Origin of the sequence: Shimia haliotis (genome assembly GCF_900114415.1) — a bacterium.
In the GTDB taxonomy this organism is placed as follows: domain Bacteria; phylum Pseudomonadota; class Alphaproteobacteria; order Rhodobacterales; family Rhodobacteraceae; genus Shimia; species Shimia haliotis.
Map to the genome: position 1 here is coordinate 543,793 of NZ_FOSZ01000001.1, position 14,771 is coordinate 558,563.

At 59.9% G+C, this 14,771-nt stretch carries 14 protein-coding genes; 11 read left to right on the forward strand and 3 right to left on the reverse strand.

The features are described 5' to 3' along the window. Window positions 1-120: 120 nt before the first annotated feature. The 5 genes from cysS to BM069_RS02675 all read left to right on the forward strand — a co-directional run bounded on the left by cysS (window position 121) and on the right by BM069_RS02675 (window position 5,764). Window positions 121-1,485: a cysteine--tRNA ligase gene (cysS, locus tag BM069_RS02655; RefSeq protein WP_093319899.1), complete on the forward strand. Its 1,365-nt coding sequence runs from the start codon at window positions 121-123 to the stop codon at window positions 1,483-1,485. 181 nt (window positions 1,486-1,666) lie between these two features. Then, window positions 1,667-3,298, forward strand: a complete 1,632-nt coding sequence (gene cimA / locus BM069_RS02660; RefSeq protein WP_093319902.1) for a citramalate synthase — start codon at window positions 1,667-1,669, stop codon at window positions 3,296-3,298. After that, window positions 3,298-4,005: a class I SAM-dependent methyltransferase gene (locus BM069_RS02665; protein ID WP_093319904.1), complete on the forward strand. Its 708-nt coding sequence runs from the start codon at window positions 3,298-3,300 to the stop codon at window positions 4,003-4,005. The genes cimA and BM069_RS02665 overlap by 1 nt, the downstream gene beginning before the upstream one ends. Before the next feature lie 15 nt (window positions 4,006-4,020). Beyond that, window positions 4,021-5,004, forward strand: a complete 984-nt coding sequence (locus BM069_RS02670; RefSeq protein WP_093319907.1) for an alpha/beta fold hydrolase — start codon at window positions 4,021-4,023, stop codon at window positions 5,002-5,004. Continuing rightward, window positions 4,988-5,764: a squalene/phytoene synthase family protein gene (locus BM069_RS02675; protein WP_093319910.1), complete on the forward strand. Its 777-nt coding sequence runs from the start codon at window positions 4,988-4,990 to the stop codon at window positions 5,762-5,764. Before BM069_RS02670 ends, BM069_RS02675 begins: the two co-directional genes overlap by 17 nt. 37 nt (window positions 5,765-5,801) lie before the next feature. Here the strand turns inward: BM069_RS02675 and BM069_RS02680 are convergent, their stop codons facing one another. Beyond that, window positions 5,802-7,025, reverse strand: a complete 1,224-nt coding sequence (locus tag BM069_RS02680; RefSeq protein WP_093319913.1) for an MFS transporter — start codon at window positions 7,023-7,025, stop codon at window positions 5,802-5,804. Window positions 7,026-7,254: 229 nt separating this feature from the next. Between BM069_RS02680 and BM069_RS02685 the strand changes: the two genes are divergently transcribed. The 6 genes from BM069_RS02685 (at window position 7,255) to BM069_RS02710 (ending at window position 12,627) form a co-directional block, all read left to right on the forward strand. Next, window positions 7,255-7,881, forward strand: a complete 627-nt coding sequence (locus BM069_RS02685; protein ID WP_170846656.1) for a DNA-3-methyladenine glycosylase family protein — start codon at window positions 7,255-7,257, stop codon at window positions 7,879-7,881. A 203-nt stretch (window positions 7,882-8,084) separates the two neighbouring features. After that, window positions 8,085-8,891 (forward strand): DUF2189 domain-containing protein, encoded by an 807-nt coding sequence (locus BM069_RS02690; RefSeq protein WP_093319918.1) that lies wholly within the window; start codon window positions 8,085-8,087, stop codon window positions 8,889-8,891. After that, window positions 8,888-9,304, forward strand: a complete 417-nt coding sequence (locus BM069_RS02695; protein WP_093319921.1) for a VOC family protein — start codon at window positions 8,888-8,890, stop codon at window positions 9,302-9,304. The genes BM069_RS02690 and BM069_RS02695 overlap by 4 nt, the downstream gene beginning before the upstream one ends. Window positions 9,305-9,381: 77 nt before the next feature. After that, window positions 9,382-10,047: an alpha/beta hydrolase gene (locus BM069_RS02700; protein ID WP_093319923.1), complete on the forward strand. Its 666-nt coding sequence runs from the start codon at window positions 9,382-9,384 to the stop codon at window positions 10,045-10,047. A gap of 153 nt (window positions 10,048-10,200) precedes the next feature. Continuing rightward, on the forward strand, window positions 10,201-11,835 hold the full coding sequence (locus BM069_RS02705; protein WP_093319926.1) for a hypothetical protein: 1,635 nt from the start codon (window positions 10,201-10,203) through the stop codon (window positions 11,833-11,835). Window positions 11,836-12,042: 207 nt separating this feature from the next. Beyond that, complete coding sequence (locus BM069_RS02710) at window positions 12,043-12,627, forward strand: HNH endonuclease (RefSeq protein ID WP_093319928.1); 585 nt, start codon at window positions 12,043-12,045, stop codon at window positions 12,625-12,627. Window positions 12,628-12,688: 61 nt separating this feature from the next. Here BM069_RS02710 and BM069_RS02715 read toward each other — a convergent pair whose 3' ends face one another. Continuing rightward, complete coding sequence (locus BM069_RS02715) at window positions 12,689-13,735, reverse strand: ornithine cyclodeaminase (RefSeq protein ID WP_093321254.1); 1,047 nt, start codon at window positions 13,733-13,735, stop codon at window positions 12,689-12,691. 17 nt (window positions 13,736-13,752) lie between these two features. Continuing rightward, window positions 13,753-14,673 (reverse strand): arginase, encoded by a 921-nt coding sequence (gene rocF, locus BM069_RS02720; protein ID WP_093319931.1) that lies wholly within the window; start codon window positions 14,671-14,673, stop codon window positions 13,753-13,755. Between the last annotated feature and the right edge of the window lie 98 nt (window positions 14,674-14,771).

Consider the following 14,771-nt stretch of genomic DNA (forward strand, 5'->3'; position numbering starts at 1 on the left):
TCATCATTATTTGCTGCATTATCCGCTGACATCGTCAGGCGGGCCGTTCTTCTATTCCATTGAGGTATCAGAGTTGCTAAGCCCGCTGCGGAGCCAACCCCGTGTGCTGAGGAGCCACTGATGACCGAGATCAAACTGCACAACTCGCTGAGCCGCAAAAAGGAAATCTTTGCGCCCATCGACCCTGAAAATGTGCGGATGTATGTCTGTGGGCCGACGGTTTATGACCGCGCGCATATTGGCAATGCGCGGCCTGTGGTGGTGTTTGATGTGCTGTATCGTCTGCTGCGGGAAGTTTATGGCGCGGATCATGTGACTTATGTGCGCAACTTCACCGACGTGGACGACAAGATCAACGCACGCGCCGCCGAGAGTGGGCGCGCCATTGGCGAGATCACGGCGGAGACAACGCAGTGGTATCTGGATGACATGGGCGAACTGGGGGCGATGGAGCCCGACCACATGCCGCGTGCAACGCAGTATATCGCGCAGATGGTCACGATGATCGAAAAGCTGATCGCGGACGGGTTTGCCTATGCCCATGACGGACATGTGCTGTTTCGGGTGCGTAAGTATGATGAGTACGGCAAGCTGTCGGGGCGGTCTGTGGATGACATGATTGCTGGTGCGCGGGTTGAGGTGGCATCTTATAAAGAAGACCCGATGGATTTTGTTTTGTGGAAGCCGTCAGATGAGGCGACCCCGGGTTGGGACAGTCCGTGGGGCCGTGGGCGTCCGGGCTGGCATATTGAATGCTCGGCGATGAGCAAAGAGTTGTTGGGCGCGCATTTTGACATTCACGGTGGCGGCAATGATTTGATGTTCCCGCACCATGAAAACGAGATCGCCCAAAGCTGCTGTGCCAATGGCGGGCAGAACATGGCGAACTACTGGTTGCACAACGAGATGTTGCAGGTCGAGGGCAAAAAAATGTCCAAGAGCTTGGGCAACTTCTTCACCGTGCGAGATTTGCTGGAAGAAGGCATTCCGGGTGAGGTGGTGCGCTTTGTGTTTTTGAGCACGCATTACGGCAAGCCGATGGATTGGACCGCGAAGAAGGCGGGCGAGGCTGAGGCGACGTTGCGCAAGTGGCGGACGTTGACCGACGGCGTTGAGCCCTCGGACATCGTGCCCGCAGAGGTGGTTTCTTGTGTTGCGGATGACCTGAACACCGCCGGCGCGATTGCAGCGCTGCACGGGCTTGCCAGTGCGGGCGATGCCGCCGGATTGCTGGCGGGGGCGCGGATGCTGGGTTTGCTGACGGATGAGTTGGGCGATTGGGCGCGGGGGGTAGACCTGAGCGCTTATGAGACGTTGTTGGCGGGGACGCGTGAGGCGGCGATGGCGAGCAAGGATTTCTCAGAGGTGGACCGGATCAAGTCGGCGCTGATGGCGGCGGGTGTTGAGGTGCGCATGAGCAAGGCGGGTGTCGAACTGCTGCCGGCGGCTGGATTCGACCCTGCCAAGCTGGAGGGGCTGTTGTGATGGGCGGCACGACACATGGCAGCGCCCGGACCGCGCGGGGCGGTTTTCAGTTTCGCGCCGCAACGAGAGCTTTGTTTGAACCTCGCGCCAAGTGGCCACCTTTCAATGAAGCGCCCGCCCCGTGGGGGGGCGGTCCGGGCGCTGTCCGGCTGCGCCGGACGGTGTGTGGGGAGAGTTTTGCATGACCAAAGAGCGGCTCTATCTTTATGACACCACGCTGCGCGATGGGCAGCAGACGCAAGGCGTGCAGTTCGCGACATCGGAAAAGGCGCAGATTGCGGATGTGCTGGATCAGATGGGCGTGGATTACATCGAAGGCGGCTGGCCCGGGGCGAACCCGACGGACAGCGAGTTTTTCGAGACGCAGCCGAAGCTTTCCGCGACCTTCACCGCTTTTGGCATGACCAAACGCGCGGGCATGTCGGCGGAAAACGACGATGTGTTGGCCGCGGTCATGAACGCGGGCACGCCTGCGGTGTGTCTGGTGGGAAAGACACATGATTTCCACGTCACCACGGCGCTTGGCATCACGCTTGAGGAAAACGTCGAAAATGTCGCGAAATCTGTGGCTTACATGGTGGCGCAGGGGCGTGAGGCGTTGTTTGACGCGGAGCATTTCTTTGACGGCTACAAGGCCAATCCCGCCTATGCGATCCAGACCGTAAAAGCCGCCTATGACGCGGGCGCGCGGTGGGTTGTGCTGTGTGACACGAATGGCGGGGCGATGCCGCGGGAGGTTTATGAGATCACCAAAGCGGTGATTGCCGCGGGCATTCCTGGCGATCATCTGGGCATTCACACCCACAACGACACCGAACATGCGGTGGCCAATTCGCTGGCGGCGGTGGATGCGGGGGCGCGGCAGGTGCAGGGCACGTTGAATGGTCTGGGCGAGCGCTGTGGCAATGCCAATCTGACGACGCTTATTCCGACGCTTCTGCTGAAGGAGCCGTACCGAAGCCAGTATGACATCGGCGTGAGCCTAGAGGCGTTGGAAGGGTTGACGCGGGCTAGCCGGATGTTGGACGATATCCTCAACCGCGTGCCGATGCGGCAGGCGGCTTTTGTCGGGGCGTCGGCCTTTGCCCATAAGGCGGGGCTGCATGCCAGTGCGATCTTGAAAGATCCGAACACGTACGAGCATGTTGACCCGTCGGTGGTGGGCAATGCGCGTATCATTCCGATGTCCAATCAGGCGGGGCAGTCTAATCTGCGTAAGCGGCTGGCGGATGCAAACCTCAGTGTAGAGAAGGGTGATCCCGCGCTGGGACGTATTCTCAACCGGATCAAAGATCGGGAGTCCGAGGGCTATTCCTATGACAGTGCGCAGGCGAGTTTTGAACTGTTGGCGCGCGAGGAAATGGGCCTGACGGAGCGGTTCTTTGACGTGGAACGCTATCGCGTGATTTCCGAGCGGCGACGCAACGCGCGCGGCGCGACCGTGGTGGAAAGCGAAGCAGTGGTGACTGTGCAGTTGCCGGACGGCACGAAAACCACGAGTTACTTCAAGAACGATCATGCCGACGACATGAAAGACGAAGGCCCTGTCAACGCGCTGTGGCAGGCGATGAAGGCCGATCTGGGCCCCTATCAGGCGATCATAGACGACGTGCGGCTGGTCGATTTCAAAGTGCGCATCACCAATGGCGGCACCGAGGCTGTGACACGTGTCATCATAGATTTCGAAGATGACGCGGGGCGGCGGTGGGCCACGGTGGGTGTGTCCGCCAACATAGTGGATGCGAGTTTTGAGGCGCTTTTGGAAGCGCTGAACTGGAAGCTGGCGCAGAACGGAACCAAGGTGGCGGTTTGATGGATTGGGCCAACTTCTTTGTGGTGCATTCAGACCTTCCGCGTGAGGGGCCGGGAAGTGCTCAGGAAGTGGCTTGGGCTTGCGGGCTGGCGGGGGTGCCTGTGGACGCTTCCGTTCTGGATGCCGGTGGTGGACCGGGCGGCGATGTGGCCGCGTTGTTGGCGTCGGCGCCCGAGGGGCGGGTGCTGACTGTGGACAGTCACGAAGGATTTACCGAGCAGGCCAAGGCGCGGTTTGTGGAGGACCGTCGGGTCACGGCCGTGAGCGGCGACATGATGGCGCAGAGCGGACCGTTTGACCTGATCTGGTGTGCGGGCGCGCTTTATTTCGTAGGCATCGAGGACGGATTGAGCGGCTGGCGCGGGCAATTGGCCGAGGGCGGTTCTGTGGCGTTTTCCGAGCCGTGCTCGTTTGACGGAGACAAGGCGCGGGCGGTTGCGATGTTTGAAGACTATCCCGTTGGCACCGAGGCCGAAATTCGTGCGCGCATTGAAGGCGCCGGTTATGAGGTTTTGGGCACCCGAAAGGTGAGCGACGCGGCATGGGAGGCCTATTATGGCCCTATGGATGCGCGTGTGGCCCTGTTGCGGCAAGGAGCCGATGCGGCGTTGGGCGCAGAACTGGACGCCACGGAGGCCGAGGCGCGGGCGTGGCGGGACAATCGGGAAAGCTCTGGTTATTTGCTGTGCGTGGCGCGGCCGGTTTGATTTTTTGAGGGTCCAATGAGCCAGTTGATTTGGGGTGTCGTCCTGACGCCGGTTATTTTTCTATGCATTGCAGTGGGTTTGATCCTGTCACAGCCGCCCAAGGCGTCGGTTGTCGCGCAAGGCACGGGGCTGGATTTTTCAGAGACATTGTCACGGGCACCCGTTGCGCCGCTTGATACGGTTCAAACCACCGCGCGGGACGGGGCTATGCTGCGTTCGGGCTTTGTGGCGGGGCCTGAGGGCGCGCCGTTGTTGGTTCTGGTGCATGGTTCCGGTTGGCACGGCGGCCAGTTTGACCGGCTGGCGCGCGCGATGGCAGGCCGTGCGGATGTTCTGACGGTGAATTTGCGGGGACATTTCAATGGGCCGGGAGCGCGGGGCGACGTCAGCTATGTCGGGCAGCTGGAGGATGATCTGGCCGATGTGATTGTTGCGCATCGCAAGGACGGGCAGAACGTGGTTCTGGGTGGGCATAGCTCCGGCGGCGGGCTGGTGGTGCGTTTTGCCGGTGGCGCACATCGTGACCTGATTGACGGGGCAGTATTGCTGGCGCCGTTTCTGAAATACAACGCGCCGGTGACGCGGCCCAATTCGGGCGGTTGGGCGCATCCGCTGACCCGTCGCATTATTGGGCTGAGTATGCTCAACAAGGTCGGGATCAGCGCGCTGAACTATTTGGTGGTGATGCAATTTGCCATGCCCTCCGAGGTCTTGGACGGTCCCAATGGTGAGCAGGCCACAGTGGCCTATAGCTGGCGGTTGAACACATCCTTTGCGCCGCGTGATGCCTATCTTGAAGACATCGCCGCTTTGCCGCCATTTTTGCTGGTTGCGGGCTCTGAGGACGAGAGTTTCGTCGCCGAGGGCTATGGGCCTTTGATGGCGCAGGTCAGTGACAACGGGCGCTATTTCACGGCGGATGGCGTCGGGCATCTGGATGTTGTAGATGCGCCCGATACGGTCGCATGGTTGGGGGGATTCCTTGAGCGTTTCCGATGATTTGATGTCCTGCGCGGGGATCGTGCAAAAGGGCGATCCCGACCGGTTCGCAGCCGTTTTGGCGGCGCGGCCTGCGGCGCGGGACGTGTTGTTGCCGATCTATGCGTTCAACGTCGAAGTGGCACGTGCGCCATGGGTGACGCAGGAGAGCATGATTGCGGAGATGCGTCTGCAATGGTGGCGCGATGCGCTTGAGGAAATCCGCGCCGGCGGGCTGGTGCGTCGCCATGATGTTGTGACGCCTTTGGCCTTGGTGATTGACGCGGACGGGGCAACGGTTCTGGACCGGTTGATCGTGGCGCGGCGCTGGGATGTGTATCGCGATCCGTTTGAGGATGCGGCGCATTTTGAGAGCTATCTGGCGGACACCGGTGGTGGGCTAATGCAGGTTGCTGCGCAGGCTTTGGGCAGCTGCCCTGCAGAGGTGGCACAGGACGTGGGTTACGCCTTGGCGCTGGCGAACTGGCTGCGCGCCATTCCGGCGCTGGAGGCCGAGAAGCGGGTGCCCTTGCTGGATGGTCGCCCCGAGGCGGTGGCGACTTTGGCTCAGGACGGATTGGTGCGGCTGGCACGGGCGCAGGTGCGCCGTGGCGAGGTGTCAAAACCCGCACGGCAGGCGTTTTTGGCGGCTTGGGAAGCAGGGGCCATTCTGACTCAGGCCGCACGCGAACCTGAGCGCGTGGCCAACGGCGCATTGGGGCAAAGTGAATTTGCCAAACGTGTGGGGTTAATGTGGCGCGCGGCGAGTGGCCGGTATTGAGCCAAGGCGCGCGGGGCCGCGGGCCTGAGCCAGTTCGCTAGGCGTCTTCGGGCCGCAGCACGAGCCAGATCAGCGCGCCGCCTGCGAGCATCAGGAAGGGCGCCATGGCAATGTTGACCGAGGTCCAGCCCGTGACCGCGTCGCCCCCCGAGCAGTTCATCAGACCACCGGAGGCCAGAGAGGCCACAGTCACGCCGCCAAAGACGATCAGATCGTTCATGCCCTGCATGCGGCCACGTTCTTCGACGGTGTGGGCCGTGGTCAGCATGGTGGTTGCGCCGATGAAGCCGAAATTCCAGCCAAGGCCCAGCAGGATCAGGGCGATGAAGAAGTTTTCAAGCTCGACCCCCTGAAGCGCCACTGCGCCGGCACCGGCGAGGATCAGGATACCCAGACCAACGATTTTCTCGACCCCGAAGCGGGCGATCAGGTGGCCGGTGAAAAAGGACGGTGCAAACATCGCCAGCACGTGGGCTGTGACCACATTGGCGGCGTCGTTTTGTTCAAAGCCGCAACCCACTACCGCCAGAGGCGTAGAGGTCATCACAAGGTTCATCAGCGCATAAGCCACCATGGCACAGATCACCGCCACGGCGATGCGCGGTGTGGTGATCAATTCCCAGCGGGAGCGGCCCTTGGGGGCATCCTCATGGGGCGCTTCGGGTTTTGGAATGTCGATGAACAGGAACAGGAGCGAGCCGATCACGTTGATGGCGATCACGGTGAGGTAGGCGCCGAGGAAAGGGACCACCATGCTGTCTGATGTCATTTTGACCAGTTGCGGGCCGATGATCGCGGACAACAGCCCGCCTGCCATGACATAGGAAATGGCCTTGGGGCGGAACTCGTCCGATGCGGTGTCAGAGGCTGCAAATCGGTAAAAACCCTGTGCCGACATATAGATGCCGGTCATAAAGGAACCGAGAAGAAAGACCGGAAAGCTGTTGAGATACAGTCCGTAAGCACCAATTGCGCCGCCAAGTGCGCCGCCGGTGGTGCCAACAAAGAAGCCCACCCGACGGCCGTATCTTTGCATGATGGCAGACAGGGGTGTCGCTGAAATCATGCTGCCCAAAACGATCAGGGAAATTGGCAGGGTGGCAAAACACAGGTTTGAGGCCAGCGATTGCCCCGCGAGGCCGCCGATGGTGAAAATCAACGGCATCTGCGCGCCAAGGAAGGCTTGCGCCAGCACCAGAATCAACACGTTGCGTTTGGCGCGGGAATCGTCGGCGGGCAGGGGGGCTGTGGTCTCATTCATGGGCAAAGCGTTAGCTTGTTAACGAGAGGAGGTCCAGAGGCGCGCGCGCTCTAGGGTGGGGTCCAAGGTCGCGGGCCTCTGCTTGTGATTTCATCGCTGCAAAATCATTGAATGGGCATGGCGAGGACGGTGCGAAATCGGAGGGTCGGTGTCATGGCGCTTGAAGCCATGCAGGTGGCGGGCATAGGCTGCACCTTGGCGACAGGTCGAGAGCAACGGAGCAGTGGACATGGAACGTGTGATCAAGGGAGACGCCTGTGTCATCGAAGGGGCGGCGTGGCTGGCGGAGCATGAGCCGCGCTTTGGCTATGCTTTGTCGCAGACGGGGGATTTGCCGTTGCGGTTGCGACCCGACGGTTTTGCCCAGCTTTTAAGCGCGATTGTCAGCCAGCAAGTGAGCGTGGCCTCGGCCCGTGCGATCTGGGCGCGGCTTGAGGCGGCGGGTTTGACCACGCCGCAGGCGGTTCTGGCTGCGGGTGAGGACGGCCTGCGTGCTGGCGGGTTGTCGCGGCAAAAAATCAAATACGCGCAGGCCTTGGCGTCGGCTGGGATCGACTATGAGGCGTTGCGTGCGGCCCCCACGGATGAGGTGGTGAAAACCCTGACCACGGTGACGGGCATTGGCGTGTGGACGGCGGAGATTTATGCGATGTTTTCGCTGGGGCGTGCCGATGTGTTCGCGCCGGGTGATCTGGCGTTGCAGGAAGGCGCACGCATCCTGTTTGATCTGGACGGCCGGCCGAAGGAAAAAGACCTGCGGATCATGTCCGAAAGCTGGACCCCGTGGCGGTCGGTCGCCGCGCGTATTCTGTGGGCGTATTATCACGTGGAAAAGAACCGCGAAGGGATTGCCTGAGCACATCGCGGGCAGGGGCCAGCCCCTCTTGGCCCTCGTGGGCCAATTCACCCCGAGGTATTTGCCGCAATAGGAAGCAGCGCATGGGCGGCTTTGCCTTGTTCTGAGGGGCAGCTTGCTTCTAGGCTGGTTTCGGGCGGGCGTTGCGCACCCTGTGGAGGCAGCGGATTGGGCGTCGGCGCCCTGTTTGGGAGGATAAGGACATGACATCCGAGGACGCGGAGCCGCAAACACGGGCACCTGACAGAGCGCCGAAGGTTAACAAAATATCAGCGCAGGATATTTGGGACTCTCTGAAGGCGGGGGCGGCGGATTTCGCGGCCCATCCGGTCATGAGCGGTTTTTTCGGGTTGGTTTATGCGGTTTTCGGCTTGGGGTTTGTCTGGTGTCTGATCCAGCTGGGCATGGTGTGGATGATCATTCCGGCCATCGTCGGGTTCCCGCTGGTCGCGCCGTTTGCAGCGGCGGGGCTTTATGAGATGTCGCGCCGGCGGCAAATCGGGCTGCCAATCAGGTGGCGTGATATTCTCACGGTGATGGCGGATCAGCGCAAACGCGAGCTTGGCTGGATGGCCTTTGTGACGCTGTTTGTGTTCTGGGTCTGGGTGTATCAAGTCCGGCTTTGGCTGGCGATTTTGCTGAAGGATGCGTCGTTCTCTGATTTTGACGGATTTATGCAGACGGTGCTCTACACGCCGGAGGGGTGGACATTTCTGGCAATCGGAACCTGCGTTGGCGCGTTTTTGGCGCTTGCATTGTTTTCGGTGACGGTGATCGCGATGCCGATGCTGTTGGAGCGGGAGATGAATTTTGTGTCCGCTATGTTGACGTCCGTGCGAGCAGTTACGGAGAAGCCGCTGGTCATGATGGTGTGGGCCGCGATCGTCACGGGCGCGCTTTTGCTGTCCATGGTGCCGGCATTTGTGGGCCTGATTTTCACCCTGCCGATCCTTGGTCACGCCACTTGGCATCTTTACAAGCGGGCCATTCCCGAGGTGGGGGCATCATGATCGCCTATGTCACGGTGGGCGCGCAGGACATGGTCGCGGCGGAGCGCTTTTACTCTGCGTTTCTGCCAGCACTTGGCTATCGGCTGGAGCGTTATCAGGGGGATCTGAGTTATGTTTTGCCGGTTGCCGAGGGGCAAAAGCCGGTGTTGCCGGATTTCTATGTCAAACGGCCCTTTGACGGACAGCCCGCCGCGGCGGGAAACGGCGTGATGGTGGCCTTTGAAGCAAAGACGCAGCAACAGGTGCGCGAATTACATGCCGCCGCTCTGGTTGCGGGTGGTGAGGATGAGGGCGCACCGGGATTTCGTGAGGCATATGGGCCGCATTTCTTTGTCGGGTATCTGCGTGATCCGCAGGGCAACAAGATCGCGCTGATCTGTGACAATCCAAGGGAGCCGGGGCGCGATGACTGACGCGGACGTGCGGCGTTCTTGCGGTGCGGCGCATGGCGTGACACACAAGGGCAACAGTTGACCAAGAGAGATCCGAGATGACCCGAGTATTGAAAGCCGGCCGCAAGGAGCCGGTGTCCGGAGACACCCGTTCGGCGGTGATTTTCCTGCATGGCTATGGCGCCAATGGCGCGGATTTGCTGGGATTGGCGGACCCATTGGGCGAGCATTTGCCGGACACGCTTTTCCTTGCGCCGGATGCGCCCGAAGAAATTCCGGGCATGCCAATGGGGCGGCAGTGGTTCCCGATCCCTTGGATTGACGGGTCCAGCGAAGAAGAAAGCGCCCGTGGCATGATGGCGGCGGTCGATGATTTGAACGCGTTTCTGGATGCGGTCATGGTCGATGAGGATCTTTTGCCGGAGCAGGTCGTGTTGTTCGGGTTTTCACAGGGCACCATGATGAGCCTGCATGTGGCGCCGCGCCGTGAGGATCCAGTGGCAGGTGTCGTGGCGTTTTCGGGACGCTTGTTGCAGCCGGAGGTTCTGGAGGATGAAGTGGTCAGCCGCCCGCCGGTGCTTTTGGTGCATGGAGACATGGATGACGTGGTGCCACCGCAATCATTGCCGCAGGCGGCCGAAGCGTTGCAGAAGGCGGGTTTTCAGGATGTCTATGCCCATGTGATGAAGGGCACCGCACACGGGATTGCGCCGGATGGCTTGTCAGTGGCGTTGGCGTTTATGCGCGACAAGCTGGGTTTGTGATGTGATCCTGAGAGACTTTTTAACGAAGGAGAATTCTCCTCCTGACCGAAACTATGCCCCCGCCAATTTGGCGGGGTTTTTGTTAATTTTCTTGGGCAAACAGCGATAGCAGGCTACAGACGTTTAAAGAGGTATTTTTGGTTGGATTGCAGAATGATTTTTGAGCAACGGATTTTACGGGGAAGCGCGGTTGCCCGCGCGGTTGCTGGTTTGGTTTTGGCAGGCAGCAGCGCGGTGGCACAGGACAACCGCGTTGTGCTTGAGAATACGCCAACGCGAATGCGCGGTTTTGAGACCGCACAGACCTATCATGCAGGCACTTTGGAGTTGTCTGTTGGGACCTCTCAAACGTCGCCTGGAAGCGGGCCTGGCACTGGCCTGCAAACCTACTACGGTGGGGGCAGTTACGCGCTCAGTGATCGGTTTATGTTTGGGCTGGAATTCCAGGACTTCAATGACCCCGCGGCTGGACCGATCAATGGCAGTACACCGTTGATAGAAATGTCGACCCTGGCTCTGTGGGGCAAGATGTCACTTTATCAGGGCGAGCGTCTGTCTGTCGCAGGGTTGGCGTCGATTGAGAGCGTTTTGAATTTGCGATCCCCGATTTGGAACGGGTCGGTGCCACATTTTTTAATCGGGGCGATTAAGGCGCCGATTTCTTATCAGGTGAACGATAGTTTCGCCCTACACCTGACGCCCGGGGTGACGTTCATGCCGGATTCGGTGAATGGGCGTCAGTTCTATGGCGACACAATTGGCAGCGTGGGTGTCGGGGCCAGCTGGAAGGCCGGCCGACGCCTGAGTTTCGGGGCGTCCGTTGAAGCTCCAATCAGTGGAACGAACACGATCGCTAGTGACGGATCATACAAAAAGGTTCCGGTCTGGACTGTGAGCGGGCGATATAACGTGACGCCAAAGACAGCACTGGAAGGGTACGTCACCAATGGCTATGGCATGACGCCGGCGACCAGTATCCTGACGTTCTGGCCAGTAGGCGACGAAGTGCTGGCGGGGCTGCGGTTGATTTACACGCCGGGAGCCGCGCGACCAGACAGTTATCGTGGCGTGGCCGCGCCTGTGACGCCGGCCCAGAAATCCCTTCAACTGGACGGCTTTACTCTGGGTGGCGCAGACACACTGGAACCCGGAACCCTGCGTTTCAGTGGGTGGTATGGCAGCGACAACAATGCCGGAGTCTTGCTTGGTTTCAGTCCGGATCGGGATGGCGAAATCCAGTTGATCTTTGAGCAATATTCGGACAATCCGACGGCCTCTGCCGGGCTGGTGCCAACAACCGATGTACGGTTTATGATTGGGCCGAAGTTGCGGTTTATGGATCAAAACAACGGCAACGCGTTTTCGCTTGCAGGTCGCGCTCTATACGGACGACGGATCACTGGATTTGGCCAAAAGACTGGTGTGTTCTTTGCCGAAGCGATGGCCAGCTATCAGGCGCCGAACGGCCGGGCGGTGTTTACAGCAAACCCGAAGATCGCCGCCTTCGGGAATACCGAAATTGCCGGGGTAGGGCTGGGCGTAAACATTCGTGCAACGGACACACTTGATTTGATCGCCGAAGTGACGCCCGTAGCTCTGGATGGCAGCACACCGACCTGGGCGGCGGGCTTGCGCTATCAACTTGGCGACAGTGGTTTGTCGGTGGATGCGCAGGCAACCAACGCGATCGGCCGCTTTGGTATCGGATCAATGGTGGCTCAGGATGATTTGCGTGTGTCGGTCATGCTGAGCAAGACATTTGGTGTGACTGGTTTGAAGTTCTACTGATCCGGTTTTTTCGGCAGGGGCGTTCGTGATGATTGCTGTCACAGGCATGTTACGTGGCGGCTGCACTATCGCGATGGCTTCGCAGATTGTGAGGCTTGTCAGAGCGCGACCACGATATATAGTGGATGGAGAGCCGGGGCGGATGCGCCCGCCTTGGATCCAGAAAACTGGGCAGGCCCGATGGGCCGGGGCGGAGAGCGAGTCACTATGGACGGAGATTTCAGGACAGAGTTCACGCGGCAACCGGCAGGGATGAAGCAGCATCCCGCACTGGTTTTGAACGCGGACTACAGACCTTTGTCATATTACCCCTTGTCGTTATGGCCGTGGCAGGACGCTGTAAAGGCGGCGTTTATGGATCGGGTCGACATCGTAGCCGAGTATGACGAGGTGGTGCGCAGCCCGTCGACGGTGATCAAGATCCCGTCTGTTGTTGTCCTCAAAGACTATGTGAAACCTCAAAAGCGCGTGTCCTTCACGCGCTTTAATTTATTTCTGAGGGATGAATTCCAATGCCAATACTGTGGCAGCAAGCGGGATTTGACGTTTGACCATGTAGTGCCGCGCGCAGCCGGTGGCGTGACGAGCTGGCAGAACGTTGTCGCGGCCTGTAGCCCCTGCAACCTGCGCAAAGGATCGAGAAGCCTGCGGCGTGCGGGTATGAGTCTGCGCAAGCCGCCGCGTCAGCCACACGCGGAGGAGCTTCGCAACATGGGGCGTAGGTTCCCGCCGAACTTCCTGCATGAAAGCTGGATGGACTTTTTGTATTGGGATGCTGAACTGGATGCCTGAGGTATGCAGGCGCGCCTAATGGCGCGCGCTGTTGCTCTTGGGCGGATGGCCGTCCTCGGGTTCAGGTTTTCGCCCGTTGTAACATGCCAAAAAGGTCGCGTGGATCGTCAGGGTCCGCGAGCATGTCCAGATCTTCCTTGTACGCTGTGCCTGCGACTTTGTCACGGATGTAGCGCAGGGCCGAGAAGTCCTCGATGGCAAAGCCGACGCTGTCAAAAAGCGTGATTTGGCGCGGGTCGCGGCGGCCTTGTTGCTGACCTGTGATGACCTGCCAGAGTTCGGTGACGGCAAAGTCGTCTTTCATCTGCTGGATTTCGCCCTCGATGCGGGTTTGGGCCGGGAATTCCACAAAGACGTCAGAGCGTTCAAGGATGCCTTTGGCGAGTTCGGTTTTGCCGGGGCAGTCGCCGCCGATGGCGTTGATGTGGACACCCGCGCCAACCATGTTGTCGCTTAGGATGGTGGCGTTTTGCTTGTCGGCAGTGCAGGTAGTGAGGATGTGCGCGCCCTCGATTGCCTCTTGCGGCGTGGCGCATTTCACCACGTTGAGGCCTGAGCCTTGGAGGTTGGTGGCACATTTGTCGGTGGCGGCTGCGTCCTTGTCATAAAGGCGCACGGTCTTGAGGCCGACAATGGCCTTCATCGCGAGCGACTGGAACTCGGATTGCGCGCCGTTCCCAATCATGGCCATAGTGTCAGATCCCTTTGGTGCCAGATACTTGGCGGCCATAGCTGATGTGGCGGCAGTGCGTAGCGCGGTGAGAATGGTCATCTCTGTCAGCAGCACTGGATAGCCGGTGTAGACATCTGCCAAAAGGCCAAAAGCGGTCACTGTTTGCAGGCCCTCAGACGTGTTTTTTGGGTGGCCGTTGACGTATTTGAATCCATAGGCCTCGCCGTCGGATGTGGGCATCAGTTCGATGACGCCGACGTCGGAGTGGCTGGCAACGCGCGGGGTTTTGTCAAAGAGTTCCCAGCGGCGGAAATCGTTTTCTACGTAGGATGCGAGGTCAATCAGTACCTGTTCAACACCGATGTGATGCACAAGGCGCATCATGTTGTCGACGGACACAAAAGGCACGAGGGCTTTATCGGAAGGGGAAGTCATCATCGTAATCCTCGGACTTAGAAACAGCGGGTGGGGCGGTCAAAGACGCGGCGGCCCAAGGCGGAGGCGGCGAGATCGACCATCAGCGAGGCCGTGCGGCCACGTTCATCAAGGAAAGGGTTCAGTTCGACCAAGTCCATCGAGGTCAGAAGGCCACTGTCGTGCAGCATTTCCATGACCAGATGGGCTTCGCGGACGGTGGCGCCGCCAGGCACCGTGGTGCCGACTGCCGGCGCTACGGACGGATCAAGAAAGTCGACGTCGAGCGAGACATGCAGAAGGCCGTTTTGGGCGGCAACGTCTTTGAGGAAAGCCGCGAGCGGTTTCACGATGCCGTTTTCGTCGATGTCGCGCATGTCGTGCGTGCGGATTTCGGTGGCCTGCAATGCGTCGTGTTCGGCCGCGTCCACAGAGCGCAGGCCGATCATGCAGATGTTTTCCTGTGGCACAGGGTTGGCAACCGGCGGGAAGCCCTCAAACCCCGAGCGGCCGGTGAAATAGGCGACGGGTGTGCCGTGCAGGTTGCCCGAAGAGGTCGATTGGGGCGTGTGGTAATCGGTGTGCGCATCAAGCCAGAGCACAAAGAGCGGGCGGCCTTGAGTGGCGGCGTAATTGGCGACGCCGGACACGGTCCCCGCGGCCAGAACATGATCACCGCCCATAAAGATCGGCAGGCCCTGCGTCATGGCCTCTTGTGCGGCCTCAGCCAGAGCTTTGGTCCAGGCGATTGTTTCATTGAGCGCGTGCGGCAATGGCGCGGTGTCCGGCGCAAAAGGCGCAGGGCACACGTTGCCCAGATCGCGGACATCGTGGCCCAGATCAGAAAGGCTTTCGGCAAGCCCAGCGGTGCGATATGCATCCGGGCCCATAAGGCACCCGCGGCTTTTTTTGCCGCTGTCAACGGGAGCGCCCAGCAATAAGCAACTGCGGTTGGTCATTCGTGATTCCTGTAAAAAACCGTAATTTGAGGCAGGATGTTTCCGAAATGACTTGATTTGCACCCATCATTTTGCTCAAAGCGGAATAGCTTTTGACA